Source organism: Rheinheimera pacifica (genome assembly GCF_900108485.1).
Classification (GTDB): Bacteria; Pseudomonadota; Gammaproteobacteria; order Enterobacterales; family Alteromonadaceae; genus Alishewanella; species Alishewanella pacifica.
In genome coordinates this window covers 180,167-196,414 of record NZ_FNXF01000003.1, presented here as the reverse complement: position 1 = coordinate 196,414, position 16,248 = coordinate 180,167, and the positions used below count along the sequence as shown (strand labels likewise).

Annotated in this window: 26 protein-coding genes; all 26 read left to right on the top strand. The window is 51.0% G+C overall.

Annotated features, from left to right (window positions below):
* Positions 1–6 precede the first annotated feature (6 nt).
* The 26 genes from BLW68_RS05435 (at position 7) to BLW68_RS05310 (ending at position 16,219) form a co-directional block, all read left to right on the top strand.
* Positions 7–336 carry a hypothetical protein gene (locus BLW68_RS05435; protein ID WP_092791078.1) on the top strand — a complete coding sequence of 110 codons (330 nt, stop codon included), beginning with the start codon at positions 7–9 and terminating at the stop codon, positions 334–336.
* Positions 336–533 (top strand): hypothetical protein, encoded by a 198-nt coding sequence (locus BLW68_RS05430; protein WP_092791076.1) that lies wholly within the window; start codon positions 336–338, stop codon positions 531–533. Before BLW68_RS05435 ends, BLW68_RS05430 begins: the two co-directional genes overlap by 1 nt.
* Positions 530–1,114 (top strand): gp16 family protein, encoded by a 585-nt coding sequence (locus BLW68_RS05425; RefSeq protein WP_092791074.1) that lies wholly within the window; start codon positions 530–532, stop codon positions 1,112–1,114. The genes BLW68_RS05430 and BLW68_RS05425 overlap by 4 nt, the downstream gene beginning before the upstream one ends.
* Entirely contained in the window at positions 1,111–1,599 is a 489-nt protein-coding gene (locus tag BLW68_RS05420; RefSeq protein ID WP_092791072.1) for a hypothetical protein, read from the top strand. The genes BLW68_RS05425 and BLW68_RS05420 overlap by 4 nt, the downstream gene beginning before the upstream one ends.
* Positions 1,592–2,005 (top strand): Mor transcription activator family protein, encoded by a 414-nt coding sequence (locus tag BLW68_RS05415; RefSeq protein WP_092791070.1) that lies wholly within the window; start codon positions 1,592–1,594, stop codon positions 2,003–2,005. Before BLW68_RS05420 ends, BLW68_RS05415 begins: the two co-directional genes overlap by 8 nt.
* 10 nt (positions 2,006–2,015) lie before the next feature.
* Entirely contained in the window at positions 2,016–2,462 is a 447-nt protein-coding gene (locus BLW68_RS05410; protein ID WP_092791068.1) for a hypothetical protein, read from the top strand.
* 77 nt (positions 2,463–2,539) lie between these two features.
* A complete protein-coding gene (locus tag BLW68_RS05405) occupies positions 2,540–3,133 on the top strand; it encodes a glycoside hydrolase family 108 protein (RefSeq protein WP_092791066.1) in 594 nt (197 codons plus the stop codon).
* Positions 3,133–3,402, top strand: coding sequence for a hypothetical protein (locus BLW68_RS05400; RefSeq protein WP_092791064.1), 270 nt, complete (start codon positions 3,133–3,135; stop codon positions 3,400–3,402). Before BLW68_RS05405 ends, BLW68_RS05400 begins: the two co-directional genes overlap by 1 nt.
* A complete protein-coding gene (locus tag BLW68_RS05395) occupies positions 3,387–3,986 on the top strand; it encodes a hypothetical protein (RefSeq protein WP_092791062.1) in 600 nt (199 codons plus the stop codon). The genes BLW68_RS05400 and BLW68_RS05395 overlap by 16 nt, the downstream gene beginning before the upstream one ends.
* A complete protein-coding gene (locus BLW68_RS05390) occupies positions 3,983–4,201 on the top strand; it encodes a TraR/DksA family transcriptional regulator (protein ID WP_092791060.1) in 219 nt (72 codons plus the stop codon). The genes BLW68_RS05395 and BLW68_RS05390 overlap by 4 nt, the downstream gene beginning before the upstream one ends.
* Positions 4,201–4,500, top strand: a complete 300-nt coding sequence (locus BLW68_RS05385) for a DUF2730 family protein (protein WP_092791058.1) — start codon at positions 4,201–4,203, stop codon at positions 4,498–4,500. Before BLW68_RS05390 ends, BLW68_RS05385 begins: the two co-directional genes overlap by 1 nt.
* Before the next feature lie 8 nt (positions 4,501–4,508).
* On the top strand, positions 4,509–4,799 hold the full coding sequence (locus BLW68_RS05380) for a VpaChn25_0724 family phage protein (RefSeq protein WP_092791056.1): 291 nt from the start codon (positions 4,509–4,511) through the stop codon (positions 4,797–4,799).
* Between the two features lie 9 nt (positions 4,800–4,808).
* Positions 4,809–5,393 carry a DUF3486 family protein gene (locus tag BLW68_RS05375; RefSeq protein WP_092791055.1) on the top strand — a complete coding sequence of 195 codons (585 nt, stop codon included), beginning with the start codon at positions 4,809–4,811 and terminating at the stop codon, positions 5,391–5,393.
* Positions 5,390–7,000, top strand: a complete 1,611-nt coding sequence (locus BLW68_RS05370) for a terminase large subunit domain-containing protein (RefSeq protein ID WP_092791052.1) — start codon at positions 5,390–5,392, stop codon at positions 6,998–7,000. The genes BLW68_RS05375 and BLW68_RS05370 overlap by 4 nt, the downstream gene beginning before the upstream one ends.
* The gene (locus BLW68_RS05365) at positions 6,997–8,553 is read left to right on the top strand and encodes a DUF935 domain-containing protein (protein ID WP_092791048.1); all 1,557 of its coding nucleotides are present in this window, start codon (positions 6,997–6,999) and stop codon (positions 8,551–8,553) included. Before BLW68_RS05370 ends, BLW68_RS05365 begins: the two co-directional genes overlap by 4 nt.
* The gene (locus tag BLW68_RS05360) at positions 8,546–9,325 is read left to right on the top strand and encodes a phage head morphogenesis protein (protein ID WP_092791046.1); all 780 of its coding nucleotides are present in this window, start codon (positions 8,546–8,548) and stop codon (positions 9,323–9,325) included. The genes BLW68_RS05365 and BLW68_RS05360 overlap by 8 nt, the downstream gene beginning before the upstream one ends.
* Before the next feature lie 356 nt (positions 9,326–9,681).
* A complete protein-coding gene (locus BLW68_RS05355) occupies positions 9,682–10,659 on the top strand; it encodes a phage protease (RefSeq protein WP_218141306.1) in 978 nt (325 codons plus the stop codon).
* A complete protein-coding gene (locus BLW68_RS05350) occupies positions 10,659–11,558 on the top strand; it encodes a Mu-like prophage major head subunit gpT family protein (RefSeq protein WP_092791043.1) in 900 nt (299 codons plus the stop codon). The genes BLW68_RS05355 and BLW68_RS05350 overlap by 1 nt, the downstream gene beginning before the upstream one ends.
* A 68-nt stretch (positions 11,559–11,626) precedes the next feature.
* Positions 11,627–12,214, top strand: coding sequence for a hypothetical protein (locus tag BLW68_RS05345; protein WP_092791041.1), 588 nt, complete (start codon positions 11,627–11,629; stop codon positions 12,212–12,214).
* Positions 12,215–12,227: 13 nt separating this feature from the next.
* Positions 12,228–12,659, top strand: a complete 432-nt coding sequence (locus tag BLW68_RS05340; protein WP_092791039.1) for a gp436 family protein — start codon at positions 12,228–12,230, stop codon at positions 12,657–12,659.
* Entirely contained in the window at positions 12,659–13,201 is a 543-nt protein-coding gene (locus BLW68_RS05335; RefSeq protein ID WP_092791037.1) for a phage virion morphogenesis protein, read from the top strand. The genes BLW68_RS05340 and BLW68_RS05335 overlap by 1 nt, the downstream gene beginning before the upstream one ends.
* Positions 13,198–13,788, top strand: coding sequence for a hypothetical protein (locus BLW68_RS05330; RefSeq protein ID WP_092791034.1), 591 nt, complete (start codon positions 13,198–13,200; stop codon positions 13,786–13,788). The genes BLW68_RS05335 and BLW68_RS05330 overlap by 4 nt, the downstream gene beginning before the upstream one ends.
* Before the next feature lie 47 nt (positions 13,789–13,835).
* Complete coding sequence (locus tag BLW68_RS05325) at positions 13,836–14,021, top strand: DUF2635 domain-containing protein (RefSeq protein ID WP_092791032.1); 186 nt, start codon at positions 13,836–13,838, stop codon at positions 14,019–14,021.
* Positions 14,022–14,023: 2 nt separating this feature from the next.
* Positions 14,024–15,505 (top strand): phage tail sheath subtilisin-like domain-containing protein, encoded by a 1,482-nt coding sequence (locus tag BLW68_RS05320; protein WP_092791031.1) that lies wholly within the window; start codon positions 14,024–14,026, stop codon positions 15,503–15,505.
* Between the two features lie 16 nt (positions 15,506–15,521).
* Complete coding sequence (locus tag BLW68_RS05315; protein WP_092791029.1) at positions 15,522–15,875, top strand: phage tail tube protein; 354 nt, start codon at positions 15,522–15,524, stop codon at positions 15,873–15,875.
* Positions 15,875–16,219, top strand: coding sequence for a phage tail assembly protein (locus tag BLW68_RS05310; RefSeq protein WP_092791027.1), 345 nt, complete (start codon positions 15,875–15,877; stop codon positions 16,217–16,219). The genes BLW68_RS05315 and BLW68_RS05310 overlap by 1 nt, the downstream gene beginning before the upstream one ends.
* Positions 16,220–16,248 lie beyond the last annotated feature (29 nt).

Below are 16,248 nucleotides of genomic sequence, written 5' to 3'. Positions count from 1 at the left end.
GTAATTATGTTAGAGACAGCAGAACGTTTAATTATCAGTGAGATTGGCGACTTTATTGCCAGCTTAGGCCATCCGGGAGAACCGGAAACGCCAGAGCAGATGCAGGCTGAATTAATGGCACGGGTACAGCGTGTATTTGCGGACGTTAGACTGCAGACAGGTACTGATATTGAGCGACAAGATGAAATCGTCGCAATCAAAATTAGGACCATTAAGGAGTTTGAAAAGTTCTTAGACGACACCTTCCCAAACGAGGGCGTTAATTACGCCACTTACGGTTATTGCATTGAACAGTTCCCCAAGATGCTGCTTGAGCAAGCTAAGGCAGGTGCGTGATGCCACTTAAAAAAGATGAAAGAAAACAGAAGTACAGCATCATTATGGGCCTAATGCTTAAAGGCGAAAACAAGAAAGCTTTTGACGAGTTAGCTTGCATGTGTGGCGAGGATACCGGGCTATTTGTTTTGGTAGATTACGATAAGGCTGTCAGTGAAAACCAACTACGCCAGCAAGCCAAGGCAGGTGCCGAATGACCTATATCACAGAAAAGGCCCGGCGTTCCGGCGTTACAGCTGCTGCTGAACAGCGGCGAACCCTGATTAGCATGATCCACATCGCACGCACCCAGCTGGGTATGGATGAAGACAGCTACCGCGCAAACCTTGCGCACTACGCAAAGGGCAAGACCAGCTGCAGCCAGCTAACAGTGCCAGAGCTTTTTACAGTGCTTGAAGCGTTTAAAGACTTGGGTTTTAAACCAACAGCTAATAAGCGTTTAAGCCCACGCACGGCAGATGGCCCGAAGGGCGAGCGCAGTGCTATACGCGCCCTGTGGATTTTTATGCACCGCGCCGGCTTTATTGAAGACGGCAGTGAAGCGGCCCTAAACGCCTGGGTGCAACGCATGACAGCGGCGGCTAACGATGGCACCGGCATTGCCGAGGTGCAGTGGTTACGCGGTGAGGATGCGGCCAGAACCCTTAACAGCTTAAAGCGCTGGGCGCGCCGCTGCTTGTTTGAAAACCTTAAAAAGCGCGGCTACCAGCCTGATCCGAAAGACAGCTACAAAGAGTTGCTGCAACGCTGGGAGCGCATTAACGGGGCCATGCTATGAAATTAAGCCGCTGCCCTGTTTGCCATTCAAATATCCACCTGGATCAACTGGTGGCCGACGATGCTGGCCGCCAGTTGCTGGGCCAGTTTGCGCGTATGAATTACAAGCTGGGTGGCAATATGGTGGCGTATCTGGCGCTGTTCCGGCCAACCAAACAAGACCTAAGCAACAGCAAGGCACTTAGCCTGGTGCAGGAAGCTCTGGCACTAACCAGCAACCACAATGCTTTGGCCGAAGCGCTGGAGCAAACCGTGGCCAGCCTGCAGCAAAACCGCATAAACGGTAACGGCAAACAGCTAACCAACCACAACTACCTGCGCAAAGTGCTTACCACCCGCCTTGGGCAGATAGCCGCTGAAACACCGGCAGGCAGTACCATTGAGTACAAAGCGCAAACCGTAACTAACCCCGAGGAAGACCGCCGCCTGTTTGAAGCGCACATGCTAAAACTGGGTGGCCGCATTATTGAGGTGAACCATGAGTGAGCATAATGCAGCAGACGATACCGGCGATTTCTTTGGTTATGACAATGTCAGCTTAGATGACGTTGAGCGCATAGCCGAAGATGAAGAGTCGCAGCGCTGGCCAGAAGCAATGCGGCAGATTTACGCCATGTTTAAAAACGAACTTGAAACGCATGGTGCCGACACTAAAATTGCTATCGCGTTGCTGAATCGCATTTGCCGCGAGTTCGGCGGCGTGCAGCTGTATCTGCCACGGGGCCGCCAGTTAGAAGCGGAGATTATGAACCTGTCCATCTGGCAGGAGTTTAAGGGCGACAACGTTGAGGAGCTGTCACGCAAGTACGACAAAAGCATGCAGCATATCTATCGGGTTGTTGCTAAGATGCGCAAGCGAGAAGTGAAAAACAGACAACCGGATTTGTTTTAAGGAAAGGTTTATGAAGAAGTTAATGTTGATTGCAGCCCTGATTTCATCACCGATAATGGCAGGCGAAAGTGATTGGGCTCAAACTGATCAGCCTAATGTGTATACCTCATTGGATATCGTGAGCGGTAAATTAAGCGCTATGATAAAAACCTACAAGGATGGTAGTTTGAGGTTCGGCTTATTTCTACCCTATGAGAAATGTTATGTGGCTGAGTCTTACACTGAACCATTTGCAAGCTTGATAGTTGTCGGTGGACATCATGATTTTAAGTTGCAGTGCCTTGGTAAAAATAAGGCTGTCGTTTACTCGGATGATGCTGTAAATGTCGAAATTATTAATGCTCTGATTAAAGACGGTAATGTTTGTTTAACCATTGAAGAAGCTGGCGATTCAGTGAAAATGTGTTTCTCAGGCAAAGGTGTTAAAGAATTAAAAGAACTCGCTCGCGTCAAATAGAACAACCCGCGTTAATTAATCCAGCCCCTAAATAAAAAGCACAATTCGATTAATATACTTAATCAGGTTGTGCTTTTATGCTTTCCGGCTCTCACGCTGCTTTACCACCGGCCAGTTACCCATTTGCTACGGCAGGATATACGCCTGAGTTCTGCCATGCTGTGCGCTTTGTGCTTATTGAAGAAGGCGCACTTAATGCAGCTGGCATACCTTATCCAAACTTAGGTTATGTTAACGACCCCAAAGACGTCGGTGGCGAAACCAAAGGCGGCATTAGCAAGCGCGCTTTTCCTGCGTTGGATATCTCGTCTTTATCGCTGGATAAAATAGTCTCTGTTTACCACACCTACTATTGGAAACCTGCCTACTGCCAGCAATGGGCCGGGCCTGTTGCGCTGTACACCTTCGACGCCGCTGTACAGCATGGCGTAACCAATGCACTTTTAATGCTGCAGGAAATTGCCGGTACTAAAGCCGATGGCAAGATTGGCCCTTTATCCCGCGCTGCTATCCACGGTACTGATGTTGAATATCTGTGTGCACGCTATGGCCTGCGCCGTGCACGTTTTTATGCCCGTATTCTGCTGAAGAACACAACGCAAGGCCGCTTCATTGAGGGCTGGCATAACCGCTTAGTTAGCCTGACCAATGCCGCGTGGGAGATTTACTAATGGGCAGGAACTGGGACTACTCGAAAGCCCAGGGGCGCGCAAAGCGCCTTAGTGCTGAATTGCATTCTCACAACACGGGCCAGCCCGTTCCTGCTCACCCTCCGCTGTTTAGCCACTGCGCCACCATGCAGGCTTATTTTGCTGCTGGCTGGAATAACGTCACTGAGGGCGATATCCGCTTGCATATCTATGTTAATCAAACTGCGGTGCCCGGCGGCACCGACAATCTATCTAAATTCAGGAGTTTAAAACAATGTCTCTTTCAATAATTTTAGGGGCCGCAAAGCTTGCTATGGAGGTTGGCCCGGCGGCCATCCGTGGCATATCGGCCATGTTCGGTGGTAGTGAAACTGCCGAAAAAGTGGCCGGTATGGTCGAGCAAGTGGATAGCGCCTTGGGCATGAGCAGTGCGCAAAAGGAAATGGCGCTTACCCGCGAAATGCAAAAGCTACCGCCAGAAGGCATCGTTGAGCTGGAGCGTATTAAAGTCGAAATGGAAAAGGAAATAACCCGCCGCCAGGAGCTACAGCTTGGCGATAAACAGGCTGAGCACCACGAAACGCAAGAGACCATTCGGGCAGGCGATAAAGCCGAAGACCCGTACATCAGAACTACCCGGCCTAACATGGCGCGTAAGTCAATGTGGGCAACGTTTGTGTACTGCTTTTTGATGGAAGGCTTAAAAGCGTTTGGCTTCGGCACTGGTGTTGATGTTTACGTTGCAATTTTTCTTTCTACCCCGGCCTGGGCTTACATGGGTTTGCGTACCCTGGACGGCTTTGCCCCTCACCCCAAAGGCAGTGGCGCCAAAGTTACAGGTGCATTGGCTGGCCTTGTTAAGGGGCGTCAATGACAGACCTGTTTGATCGCGCCTCAGATGTAGAGCAGGCGTTTAGAGACAATGCCCTTGCACGACAGTTGGATCAAGTTACAGAGCAACCGCTGACAGACAAGCAAGGTGCCCGCTGTTGCGTTGAATGTAGTGAAGAAATCCCGTTACCACGTTTAGCTGCAGTACCTCACGCCGTGCGTTGTATTGGCTGCCAGGCAATTAAGGAGGCGCGCTAATGGAGTGGCTTAAAGCTTACTGGCCCATGCTGTGGGCGGCAATGAGTACTGCAGGCATGGTGATATTAGCGCTGCTATCCAAGACCTACGCCAGGCGTGAAGACCTGGCAAAAGTTGAAAAGAAAGTTGACCAGCTGCAAGCCCATGTAGACAGCTTGCCAACCCAGACGCAAATCACTGAGTTGCTGGTTGCGCTGGAGCGCACCAAAGGAAGTGTAGAAACGCTGGAAGAGAAAATCCGGCCCGTTCAACACCTGGCACAACTGCTATTAGAACAGCGTTTGAAGGATGATAAATAGGGGTTTATATGTCATTTAAAACATTATTAACGGAAGACCAGCGCCTTGTGATCCTGCGCTCTTTGCGTGAGATGCAGGGCTTTGAGGCTAACGAGTCCATTCTGGATTCATGCCTGGAAGCGTATGGCCACAACGTTAGCCGCGACCAGGTGCGCACCCATTTAGCCTGGCTGGCAGAGCAGGATCTAATTACGTTGCGCACGTTGTCTGACTACCAAATAGCCCGCCTGACTGGCCGTGGTGACGATGTAGCCACTGGCCAAGCCACTGTGCCGGGTGTTAAACGCCCACGGGCTTAAGGGGGCGTTATGCAATTATCAGGTAGTCGTAAGTCCAAAGTTAACCTGCTGCCGCAGGTTATCCGCGATCAGCTGCATGCGTTTATCCGCAGTGGCGATATGCATCAAACCGATATCCGTGAAGCTATCAATCAAATGATTGAAGAGGCTGGCTTGCCCGAAGACGCCAAGCTAAGCCGCACCGGATTAAACCGCTATGCCCAAAAGTTTGAAGGTGTGGGTGAGCGCATCCGGCAGTCACGCGAAGTGGCAGAGGTATGGATCAGCAAGCTAGGCCAGGCTCCAACCTCAGACGTGGGCAAGTTGCTGCAGGAGTTCGTGCGCACCATGGCGTTTGAAACCAGCATGAAGCTGATGGACGAAGCCGCCGAAGATGGCGCTGAACCTATATCACCTAAAGCGCTGGGGCAGCTGGCCTTGGTGGTGCAACGCATTGAAGCGGCGTCTATGTCGAGCCTTAAAGTAGAGAAAGAAATCCGTAGTGCCTTTGCGATTGAGGTGGCGGATAAGACTGAAAAAATTGTTAAGACTGCCGGTTTAACCGCAGAAACTGCCGCTGATATTAAGCGTCAGATCTTAGGTATTGCGAAATGACTTCCGTTGCTCAGGCAGAAAATGAACTTCGTAATCAGTCTGCCTCGGCAATTGTTGACGGGCAGTTTGATAAAGACGAAGTTCTGTTACCTTATCAAAAACGTTGGATAGCAGATCAGTCCCAACTAAAGATTGCTGAGAAAAGTCGCCGCACAGGGCTTACGTGGGCCGAAGCTGCAGACGCTGCCTTAAATGGATCTATGTCGGCCAGTGCTGGTGGCTGCGATACATTCTATGTAGGCACTACAAAAGACATGGCCAGAGAGTTTATCGATGCCTGTGCTATGTGGGCAAAAGCATATAACCTGGCAGCGGGTGAAGTTGATGAAGAAGTCTTAGCTGATGAAGATAAGGATATCCTGGTCTATGTAATTAATTTTGCATCAGGGTTCAAGGTCAAAGCACTTAGCTCTAACCCTGCCAACTTACGTGGTATGCAGGGTAACGTTGTTATTGATGAAGGCTCTATTCAAAAAGACTTAGCAGCCCTGCTTAAAGCGGCTATGGCATTAACCATGTGGGGCAGCCGTGTCCGCATCATCTCCACACACAATGGTATTGATAACCTTTTTAATACTCTGATCACTGACAGTCGTGCTGGTAAAAAGCGTTTTAGTGTTCACCGCATTGATATCGAATTGGCTATCGAAGAAGGTCTGTTCAAGCGTATCTGCCAGGTCACAAAGAAAGAATGGAGTCAGGCCGCTCAGGATGAATGGTTAAGCAATCTTTTGCGCGATACAGCCACCGAAGAAGATGCGCTTGAAGAATACTACTGCGTACCGAAGAACGGCGGCGGTGCTTATATCAGCCGTGGCCTGCGTGAACGTGCCGCAATACTTAACGCACCTATCCTGAGATTCACCGGCACCACAGCATTTAACGAAGCCAGTGAGCATGCCCGCATTGGCGAGATGCAAGAGTGGCTGGAGCAGCATGTAGTGCCAGAGCTGAACAAGCTGCCACCGGATTTACGGCACGCCCTGGGCGAAGACTTTGCGCGTAGCGGTGACTTAACGGTATTCGCCCCCATCACTGTTGAAAACGATACAAAGCGCACCGTACCGTTTTTAGTTGAGCTGAAGAACGTACCGTTTAAACAGCAAGAACAGGCGCTTTACTTCATCTGTGACCGGCTGCCACGGCGTGATGGTATTTACCTGGACGCACGCGGCAACGGCCAGTACTTAGCTGAGCAAGCCCGTTACAAGTACGGTGCCGAAGTGGTTGAGGTCATGCTGTCTGTGGCGTTCTACCGCGAGAACATGCCGCGCTTTAAAGCCATGTTTGAAGACAACGAACTGCTGTTACCCAAGCATGAAGACGTGATCACCGACTTAGGCCAGATCCAAATATTCAGAGGCGTGCCTGGTATTGATGACAGCCGCACAGTTGGCAGCGATGGTAACAAAAGACACGGCGACAGCGCTGTGGCTATATTCCTCGCCGTGCTGGCATCTAAGGCAGATATAACCCGCTACGAACTGCACACCATTAAGGCGCATGGGGATGAATCTCACCGCCGCTTCCTTGGTACCGCCGCCGACAACAACCGATTTGATGATATGCCGCAGCATGACTTGCGCGGCAGAGGGATAAGACTATGAGTGCAATCTTAGATGCCAATGGCAAGCCATTTAAAATAGAGCCCGGCGTAATGGCAGAAGATATTGCCAGGGCCTACACCACCGGGGTGCGTAATCCGCGCCCGGCCAGTGTGGCGTCAACACTAACACCACAAAGGCTGGCAGGTATTCTGCGCAGTGTAATCGACGGCAACGATCCTGAAGCCTATATGACGCTGGCAGAAGAAATTGAAGAGCGCGACTTGCATTACTCCGCCCAGCTGCGCACCCGCAAGCTGGCGGTGGCTGCCATTGCGCCAACCGTTGAAGCGGCCAGTGATGACGCCAATGACCTGCTGATGGCAGAGCGTGCACGGGAGATCATGAATGATGACCAAATACCCGAGCTGTTCTTTGATTTACTGGATGGCCTGGGTAAGGGTTTAGCATTGGTGCAAATTCTGTGGGACACCAAATCCACCCCATGGAAACCGCAGGATTACAAATGGGTAGACCCGCGCTACCTGCGTCAGGATCAAGAGACCCTGCAGCAAATTCTGCTGATTAGTGAAGATGCGCCAACCGGTGCCCCACTGGAACCCTACAAGTTTATCTTACATACACCGCGCTCTAAGTCGGGCAGCGTGTGGCGCAATGGTTTAGCGCGGCTTGTGGCTGTGATGTACATGCTTAAGTCATTTACCATCCGCGACTGGTGGGCCTTTGCCGAGGTATTTGGCATTCCGGTGCGCATTGGTAAGTACGGGGCCAACGCCAGCACTGATGATATCAGCACCTTGATTAATGCCATTAGCCGTATTGCCTCAGATGCGGGGGCAGTAATCCCTGAGTCGATGAAGATTGAACTGATTGAAACAGCCAAGGGCAATGGCGGTAATACGCTGTTTGAGAACATGGCGCGCTGGTGTGATGAGCAAGTGTCAAAAGCGGTGCTTGGCCAAACCATGACTGCAGATAATGGTAGCTCACAATCGCAGGCGACGGTGCACAACGAAGTGCGTATTGACATTGCAAAGTGGGATGCGCGGCAGCTTGAATCGTCAGTCAATGAATATTTAATCAAGCCGTATATCATTTTAAACTGGGGTGTTCAGCAACGTTATCCGAAAGTGCGGATTAAGGTGCCAGAGCCGGAAGACTTAAAGATGCTGGTAGAGAGCATCACGCCATTGATTGACCGGGGACTGAAAGTATCAGCCTCAGAAATGGCAGACAAGTTCGGTTTAAGCCTGGTTGAAGACGGTGAAGAAACGTTGCAGCCTCTGCAGTCGGTTGCTATGCAAGGGTATCCTATTGCGACGAACCGCCGTATAGCCATTAACCGTGTGATGAGTACCGCAGATGCAGACGCCGAAATTGACGCACTAATCAACGAGGCTATGAGCGAATGGGAGCAAGTGGCTGAAGAATTTATGAACCCGATTACTGAGCTGGCAAATAAGTCTGCCAGTTATGAAGAGTTCGCTGCAGGTTTACCGGCCTTGCAAGAGCAGCTCGGAGCTGAGCAGTTTATCGCGCAGATGGCACAGTATATGTTTCAGTTGCGGGGTTTAGGAGACAACCAGGATGGCTGAAACTCTGGTCCCAAAAGAAGCGCTGGACTGGTTCAGGCGCAAAGGCATTAAGCCGGGCTTCGATTACCGCGATGTGTGGAAAGAAGAACAGGCCAATGCGTTTACTGTGGCAAAGATGCTTAACGCTGATTTGTTAGTAGACGTTAAGCAAATCGTGCAGGATGCCATTGCAAGTGGCCAAACGTTTGAGCAGTTTCGCAATACCCTTAAGCCCTTGCTGGTAAAGTCTGGTTGGTGGGGTGTGCAGACAATGCAGGACCCATTAACCGAAGAAACAAAGCTGGTGCAACTGGGCAGTGAAGGCCGTATAAAAACCATTTATAAAACCAATATGCGCACCGCCAGAAGTGCAGGCCAGTGGGAGCGTATCCAGAGAACCAAGCGCACAATGCCCTACTTGCTGTATCAGCTGGGGCCAAGTGAGCAGCATAGGGTGGACCATGCGAAGTGGAAGAACACCTTATTACCCGCCGATGATCCATGGTGGGATGTGCACATGACACCAAACGGCTGGGGCTGCAAGTGCTGGATCCGGCAGGTATCGCAATACGAGGCCGACAAGTTGATTGCATCCGGCAAGGTGTCAACCTCTGCACCCGCAAGTAAAGACCGGCAGTGGATAAACCGGCGCACTGGTGAAGTGGAAGTGCTACCGCAAGGCATTGAGCCTGGTTGGAACTATAACCCGGGCAAAGGGCGTGAAAATATGCTGGCCGGGGATCTGGCGGCAAAAGAAGCCCGAATGCGCCAAACGCTCTCTGACGGGTTATAAGGATCTACCTGTCATAAAGTTACCGGCAAAAATGTTTAAACGAATACAGCAGGATTTAAACAGGGTTTAAACAAGGTTTGTTATGATACTTTAGCCTGGTTTGCCGCCACGGGCTTGCCAGGCTGATTTTTTAAGGTAGTCTCTACTGCCTGAACCGGCGCTTTTGCCGCCGTTGCCAAACCGCACCACCTTCCTCATAAGCACTTATCGCCAACCCGCATATTGAGCAATTGACGTTATTTATCGTCAGTTGCTTTTTTTATGCATGCTGAACTCCGTGAACTGATTTTTACGATATTCCACATACCAACCCGACTACAGGAGGTTGCTATGTAACCCTTTACCGGAGTTCCTAAGTGACAATAAAACAGCAGTCAGTCAAAACCATAACTGCGCTTTGCTTCAACATGATGCCGATGGAAGCCGATGCTACAGGCATTTGGCTGCCGATGGTGCCAGCCGGCCCATTTCAGGGGCTTGATGGCCGTTCATGGATGAACAACAACCCTGAAGCTGTCGTGGCCCGCTTTGTTAAAAAGCGCCCATTCGACATGGAGCATTCAACGCATATCAAAGCGCCCCAGGGCGAACCGGCTCCGGCCTATGGTTGGATTACCAAAGTTGAAAACCGCGAGGGTGAAATCTGGGCTTTTGTGGAATGGAATGTTGAAGGCGCTGAAGTTCTTGAAAAGAAGAAGTATGCCTTTTACTCACCCTCGTTTTCTTATGACCCAACGGGTCAGGTGCTGGCATTAGTCAGTGCCGCTTTAACCAATGATCCAAATTTAAATGTACCCGCCCTTAACCGTAAAACAGAGGACAACCCAATGAAGCTGCACCCGCTCATTGTTGCGGCACTCGGCATTGCCGCAGAAGCAACAGAAGAACAGGCCGTTGTGGCAATTAACGCGCTTAAGCAAGACAAAGATATTGCCCTTAACCGCGCTAACCAGCCTGACTTAAACAAGTTCGTACCGATTGAAACCCACACCGTGGCGCTTAATCGTGCGAGCACAGCAGAGGCTGAGCTTAAAGCCATTGCTGATAAAGAAATTGATGCACTGGTGCAAACCGCCATTACCGAAGGCAAGGTTGCGCCGGCTAACAAAGATATGTTTGTCAGCATGTGCCGTGCTGAAGGTGGTATCGAGCAGTTTAAAAAGTTCGTCGGTACCGCGCCTGCTATTGCCACCAATAGCCAGACGAAACAGCCTGTCGATACCAACGGCAAGCCCGTGCTTGAAGAGCATGAAATTGCTATGTGCCGCAAAATGCACGTGACTCAGGAAGAGTACATTGCGGCTAAACAACAACTTAACCTGGGAGCTAAATAATGGCGACTGAAGCGCAGGTGCTTGAAGCACTACAGGCCACTATGTCAGCGGCTTATACCCGTGGCTTAACTGCTGCGAAACCACAATGGTCAATGATTGCCACCGAAGTGCCAAGCACAGGTGCAGCCAACTTTTACGGCTGGTTAAAAGACTTGCCCGGCATTGTGGAATGGACTGGCGCCCGCCAGCTGGCCGATATGGGCAAGCATGGCTATTCCATCGAAAACAAAACCTTTGAAAGCTCTATCTCGGTGTCACGTGACAACGTTGATGATGACCAGATTGGTCACTACAGCGTGGTGGCACAGAACTATGGCGACCAGGTGGCTTACTTCCCTGACACCCTGTGTTATCCAATCCTGGCTGCGGGCTTTAGCACGCTGTGTTTTGACGGCCAGAACTACTTTGACACCGACCATCCGTTAGAAACCACCCCGGCCACTACATTCTCCAACGTGGTGGGTGATCCTTCTACTGACACAGGCGAGCCGTGGTTCCTGATTGATGACACCAAGGTGCTGAAGCCGGTTGTGTTCCAGAACCGCCGGCCATTCGTGTTTAAAAACATGAACCCTAACGAAGAATACACCTGGTTTAACAACAAGTATGCCGCTGGTGTAGATGGTCGTTGCAACGTGGGCTTCTCGTTTCCTCAACTTGCCATTGGCTCTAAGGCCGCATTGACGAAAGCCAACTATGAAGCCGCCAAGAAACAATTGCAGAAGATGAAAAAGGTAGACGGTACGCCAATCGGTGTTCGCCCCACTAAGTTAATTGTGGGACCTGAAAATGAAGCTGCCGCGAAGGCGTTGATTTCAATGATGCTCGTTGATGGTGGCAATACCAACATCTATTACAACGATGTTGAAATTGTCGTTTCTTCTCTGATTACTGCGTAAGCCACTGCCATTCATTGGTATCAGGAATGGCGATGTTACGGCATCGCCATTTTTAAAAGGAGTTCAACGTGAGTGAAAGCCAAAACAAAACCCGCCGCACTGGCTCAAGGGCAAAGCTCCCAGCAAGTGCTGCAGCAGCAAAAACAGTGGCAAAGGATCCTGCCGTCCAAACAGCGCAAGCCGAACAGGACGCGGCAGCACTGAAAGCAAAGGCCGAACAGGACGCGGCAACACTAAAAGCGAAGGCTGATTTAGATGCCTTAGCTCAGGGTGGCACGGCTGGTTCAGTTCCCACTATTAAGGAAGGTAAAAATGATGTGGATAAATCGGAAAGTAAAGATGGTGTTGATGGCGCTGGCCATGACGCTATTGCCATTGTGGGTGCTTTTACGGCCCGTTCTAAGGCAGCCGCTGGCTTTTGGCGCTCCGGCGTGCAGTTCCATCGTCTCAAAGAAACATTGGTGCTTGTGGTTGAGCAAGAGCCGGATGCGGCTGCGGCAGTTTCTGCGCCGGATCATGAGGCAGAGCTTGTGGTGTATCTCACTGCTGAAAAGGCAAAGCGCGTGCACCGCGAACCTAACCTGGTCATAGAAGATATTGACCTTGAAGACCTGATTGATCCGGCTGGCGTTATCAACCCGGACAGCAGCGAATAGTAAGGCGGCGGTGATGGCTATTTATGCAACAAAGCAGGACTTGATAGACCGTGATAACTCCATGCTCTGGAACGTCGCTATCGACAGAGAAACCGGCGAGTTAAACGATACCTATATCAATAACGCACTAGAGCAGGCAGACGACGAAATAAATTCGTTTATGACCCGCTACGTGCTGCCCCTGCCAACTGTGCCGGGCATGCTGAATAAGCTGGCTGTCACCATCGCCTTTTACTGGTTAGCAGACCGTGATCAGCAGGCCACCAACTTGCTGGAAGAGCGCTACAAAATGGCGCTCACTACGTTAAGAGAAATCGGCACGGGCAAGCGTGACTTAGGTTTGCCTGTGGCCGATAAGCCTGCTGAAAGCAGCCTGGGCAAAGTTGAATTAGTCCAGGACAACGAGCGGTTGTTTACCCGCAACAGCTTGCGGGGCGTTCTGTAATGTCAATTAGTGTGCAGGTTAGCGGAGTACAGGAACTACAGCGCTATAACCAGCTGCTGGAAACGCTGGGCGACCCTAAGCACAAAGAAGAATTGTTAGACGCGCTTGGCGGCATTGTTGAAAGCCAGACGCGGCGGCGCATTGCCGATGAAAAAACATCACCCGACGGCAGCCCCTGGGCGGAATGGAGCAGTGCCTATGCAAAGACCCGGCACGGTAATCAGTCTTTGCTGCAGGGTGATGGGGACCTGCTCGATTCGATTCAGTACGTGGTGCAAAGAAACCAAGTACGTGTTGGTTCCCCGCTGGCCTACGCGCCAACGATTCAGGACGGCTTTAGCGGTGTGGTACAGGTAGATGCACACACGCGCTTAATTAAACAAGCCTTTGGTAAGGCATTGGCGTTTCCGGTGTATCAGTCGGTGGGTGCATTTAGCCGGCTGATGAATATGCCAGCGCGTGAGTTCTTAGGTTTAAGCACAGACAACCAGCAAGAGATTTATGCAGTGCTGGGTAACTTTTGGGGCGGGCTGATCCAATGATAAGACCAGATTTTGTTGTAACCGGATCAACGGTGTGGGCCTGTGAACAAATTGTCGCCTACCTCAAGCCAGAGCTTGAAGGCAGTGAGCAGCAGATTGACCGGGTGCAAACTGTTGAGCGCCACATTGGCAAGTTTGACACCCCGGCAGACGTGAAGCGCTGGATAGCAAACCGTGATGGCGGCATTCGGATTGCTGCTCTGCGTGTGCCTAAGTACGAAAGCATTGGCAATCGCATTGTCGGCACCGTGAACTTTGTGGCCTATGTGTTTACAACCGACCAGTTTGGCTATCAGAAAGACTCTCGCGCCGAAGTGATCGCAGGCAAGTTAGCCGGTTTTTTATTGCGCCGTAACGCTTTGCCAAGTGCCTATAGCCGGGCCGATGCAGTGCGCGGTGACAACCTGTACAGCGATAAGGTTGACGAACTGGGCCTTGCTGTGTGGTCAGTGAGTTGGACACAGCAGTGGTACCTGGACGTTGAGCTGGACCCTGCAACGCTGGATGACTTTTTGCGCTTTGGCCTTAAAGCTCAGTTGGCCGAAGGTGCGCCAGAGCTGGAAGGTGTTGTAGATATGCCGCAGTAACCAGGTAAATAACAGTCTCAGTAACGGGATGAAAACAGGAAATAACTATGTTGATCCACATCAAACCCAAAAAAGCAGTGGTGCCAGTGCGTAAGCCAAGTGGTGAATACCTGGCAGAGGCTGGCGAAAAAGTAGAGCGTTCATCCTTTTGGGTGCGCCGCCTGAATGAAGGCGATGTAATTGAATTTAAAGCAACGGCTAAAGCGCCGGCTAAAGCCGATAAAGGAGCATAAATATGGCACTCGGTAGCATTCCTAACGATATTAAAGTCCCTCTCGTTTATATCGAGATTGACAACTCTAACGCGCTATCGGGTACGCCTGCTTTAGCGCAAAAGGTTTTGGTGATCGGCCAGCAGTTGTCCACAGGTAGCGCAACAGCGTTAACGCTGAACCGTATTACCAACAGCGACAGCCAAATGGACGCGCTGTATGGCTATGGCTCTATGATGTCGCGCATGCTGAAGGCCTTCCGCCAATCAAACGACTACACCGATGTGTATGCGCTGGGCGTTGCGGACCTTGACGCAGGTACGGCGGCAAAAGGTGAAATTACAGTGGCTGCAGCCAGTGCGAAAGCCGGTGTAATTGCATTGCTGATTGCCGGTGAGTCGGTGCAGGTGGGCGTTAATGATGCAGATACAACGGCCACTATTGCCACAGCGGTGATTGCCAAAATTAATGCCAACAAAAACCTGCCGGTGACAGCAGCACTTAAAGCGGCCACCACTGAAACGGTTGAGTTAACCTGCAAGTGGAAAGGCTCTACAGGTAACGATATTGATGTACGTTACAACTACTACGATGGCGAAGTGTTGCCAACTGGTGTCACCCTGACCCTGGTCGATATGGCAGGCGGCGCTGGCACACCGGATATGGATGCGGTAATCGCAGCAGTACCTAACGAATGGTACAACCATATTGTGATGCCTTATAACGACACCCAAAGCCTGAACACGCTGCGGGATGAGCTTGTGACTCGCTGGGGTCCGCTCAAGATGATTGAAGGCATTGCTTACACAGCGTTCCGGGGCACCTTTGCTGAGACGGGTGCATTTGGTGTAGCACGTAACGATTACCTGTTTACATGCATGGGTACCAACAAAGCGCCTCACTCGCCTTTTGAGTTTGCTGCCGCCTATGCCGGCCAGGCATCGTACTCGCTTGGTATTGATCCGGCTCGCCCATTACAAACTCTGGTAATGACCGGCCTGCTGCCGCCGGCTAAAGAACTGCAGTGGGATATGACAGAGCGCAACCTGCTGCTGGGCGATGGCATTGCTACCTATATGGTTACGCCAGGCGGCGAAGTGGCCATTGAACGTGAAGTATCTATGTACCGGGAGAATGCCTTTGGTGACCCGGATCCAAGCTATCTGGATATCACCACGCCTGCAACTCTGGGCTATTTGCGGTATTCACTGCGCACTATGGTGACGAACCGTTTCCCACGCCACAAGCTGGCCAATGATGATGTGTTAAACCGGCTTGATCCGGGCCAGCCAGTTGTTACGCCTAAAGTTATGCGCAACGCCATGTTAGAGCTGGCCAACAATGATTGGGTACCTAAGGGCCTGATGGAAGACTTTGACGGCTTTAAAACCACGCTGAACGTGTACCGGGATTCCAGTGATCAGAACCGGCTTAACTGCGTGTTCAACCCCAACATTGTTAATCAGTTCCGCATCTTTGCCGCGCTGATGCAGTTCAAACTTTAATTAGGAGTATAAGCCCATGGGACAAATCCTTGGTGAAGTGGTTATTCGTGCCAACAGCAAACAGCTGAAAACGAAAAAAGGATCAACCTTAAACCCCGGCGGTTACACCCGCACCCCGCACGTTGGGCCGGGTCGTGTTTGGGGCCAGTCGAATGAGTACACAGTGCCCACTATTGCCGTGGTAATTGCTGCTGATGAAGACGTGGACGTGCTGGAAATCAATAGCATCACAAATGCCACACTCACCTGGGAAGGTGACAACGGTGTCGATTATATGATGACGGATTGCGCGCCACAGGCCCCGTTTACTATTTCAGACTCCGGCGATGTTACCGGCACATTCCAGGGCAATAAGGTAGAGCGTATCTAATGGCCGTCATGACTTTTGAATTAACGCATGGCCTTAAGGTGGGTGAGAAAACCCACCTTGAGGTGGGCCTTAAGGAGCTTACATCCGGTGACTACATAGACGCCCAAATTGCTGCTGAAAAAGTAATAGTGCAGGACGGTAAAGCAGTGGCTTATACCAGTGATGTGCTGTACGGGCTGGAGTTGCTGGTACGCCAGGTGGAATACATTGGTGCCGTGCAAGGGCCGGTTAGCGTTAAAGAGCTGCGTAAGTTGCACCAGGAAGATTTTAAGTTATTGCAAGAAAAGGCGTCCGAACTTGACCAATTGATAGCGAAGGAGCTGGAGAACCGGGGGCGACCTTAAGGCGCTGGCGGTAATTTGCGAGGACCTGC

Bases quoted from the DNA above. Each gene is read 5' to 3' on its own strand.
- BLW68_RS05315 (WP_092791029.1), top strand. From the start codon at position 15,522: ATGGGACAAATCCTTGGTGAAGTGGTTATTCGTGCCAACAGCAAACAG.
- BLW68_RS05330 (WP_092791034.1), top strand. From the start codon at position 13,198: ATGATAAGACCAGATTTTGTTGTAACCGGATCAACGGTGTGGGCCTGT.
- BLW68_RS05365 (WP_092791048.1), top strand. From the start codon at position 6,997: ATGAGTGCAATCTTAGATGCCAATGGCAAGCCATTTAAAATAGAGCCC.
- BLW68_RS05425 (WP_092791074.1), top strand. From the start codon at position 530: ATGACCTATATCACAGAAAAGGCCCGGCGTTCCGGCGTTACAGCTGCT.
- BLW68_RS05400 (WP_092791064.1), top strand. From the start codon at position 3,133: ATGGGCAGGAACTGGGACTACTCGAAAGCCCAGGGGCGCGCAAAGCGC.
- BLW68_RS05350 (WP_092791043.1), top strand. From the start codon at position 10,659: ATGGCGACTGAAGCGCAGGTGCTTGAAGCACTACAGGCCACTATGTCA.
- BLW68_RS05390 (WP_092791060.1), top strand. From the start codon at position 3,983: ATGACAGACCTGTTTGATCGCGCCTCAGATGTAGAGCAGGCGTTTAGA.
- BLW68_RS05360 (WP_092791046.1), top strand. From the start codon at position 8,546: ATGGCTGAAACTCTGGTCCCAAAAGAAGCGCTGGACTGGTTCAGGCGC.
- BLW68_RS05410 (WP_092791068.1), top strand. From the start codon at position 2,016: ATGAAGAAGTTAATGTTGATTGCAGCCCTGATTTCATCACCGATAATG.
- BLW68_RS05375 (WP_092791055.1), top strand. From the start codon at position 4,809: ATGCAATTATCAGGTAGTCGTAAGTCCAAAGTTAACCTGCTGCCGCAG.
- BLW68_RS05310 (WP_092791027.1), top strand. From the start codon at position 15,875: ATGGCCGTCATGACTTTTGAATTAACGCATGGCCTTAAGGTGGGTGAG.
- BLW68_RS05435 (WP_092791078.1), top strand. From the start codon at position 7: ATGTTAGAGACAGCAGAACGTTTAATTATCAGTGAGATTGGCGACTTT.
- BLW68_RS05370 (WP_092791052.1), top strand. From the start codon at position 5,390: ATGACTTCCGTTGCTCAGGCAGAAAATGAACTTCGTAATCAGTCTGCC.
- BLW68_RS05405 (WP_092791066.1), top strand. From the start codon at position 2,540: ATGCTTTCCGGCTCTCACGCTGCTTTACCACCGGCCAGTTACCCATTT.
- BLW68_RS05430 (WP_092791076.1), top strand. From the start codon at position 336: ATGCCACTTAAAAAAGATGAAAGAAAACAGAAGTACAGCATCATTATG.
- BLW68_RS05415 (WP_092791070.1), top strand. From the start codon at position 1,592: ATGAGTGAGCATAATGCAGCAGACGATACCGGCGATTTCTTTGGTTAT.
- BLW68_RS05380 (WP_092791056.1), top strand. From the start codon at position 4,509: ATGTCATTTAAAACATTATTAACGGAAGACCAGCGCCTTGTGATCCTG.
- BLW68_RS05320 (WP_092791031.1), top strand. From the start codon at position 14,024: ATGGCACTCGGTAGCATTCCTAACGATATTAAAGTCCCTCTCGTTTAT.
- BLW68_RS05395 (WP_092791062.1), top strand. From the start codon at position 3,387: ATGTCTCTTTCAATAATTTTAGGGGCCGCAAAGCTTGCTATGGAGGTT.
- BLW68_RS05335 (WP_092791037.1), top strand. From the start codon at position 12,659: ATGTCAATTAGTGTGCAGGTTAGCGGAGTACAGGAACTACAGCGCTAT.
- BLW68_RS05385 (WP_092791058.1), top strand. From the start codon at position 4,201: ATGGAGTGGCTTAAAGCTTACTGGCCCATGCTGTGGGCGGCAATGAGT.
- BLW68_RS05420 (WP_092791072.1), top strand. From the start codon at position 1,111: ATGAAATTAAGCCGCTGCCCTGTTTGCCATTCAAATATCCACCTGGAT.
- BLW68_RS05340 (WP_092791039.1), top strand. From the start codon at position 12,228: ATGGCTATTTATGCAACAAAGCAGGACTTGATAGACCGTGATAACTCC.
- BLW68_RS05325 (WP_092791032.1), top strand. From the start codon at position 13,836: ATGTTGATCCACATCAAACCCAAAAAAGCAGTGGTGCCAGTGCGTAAG.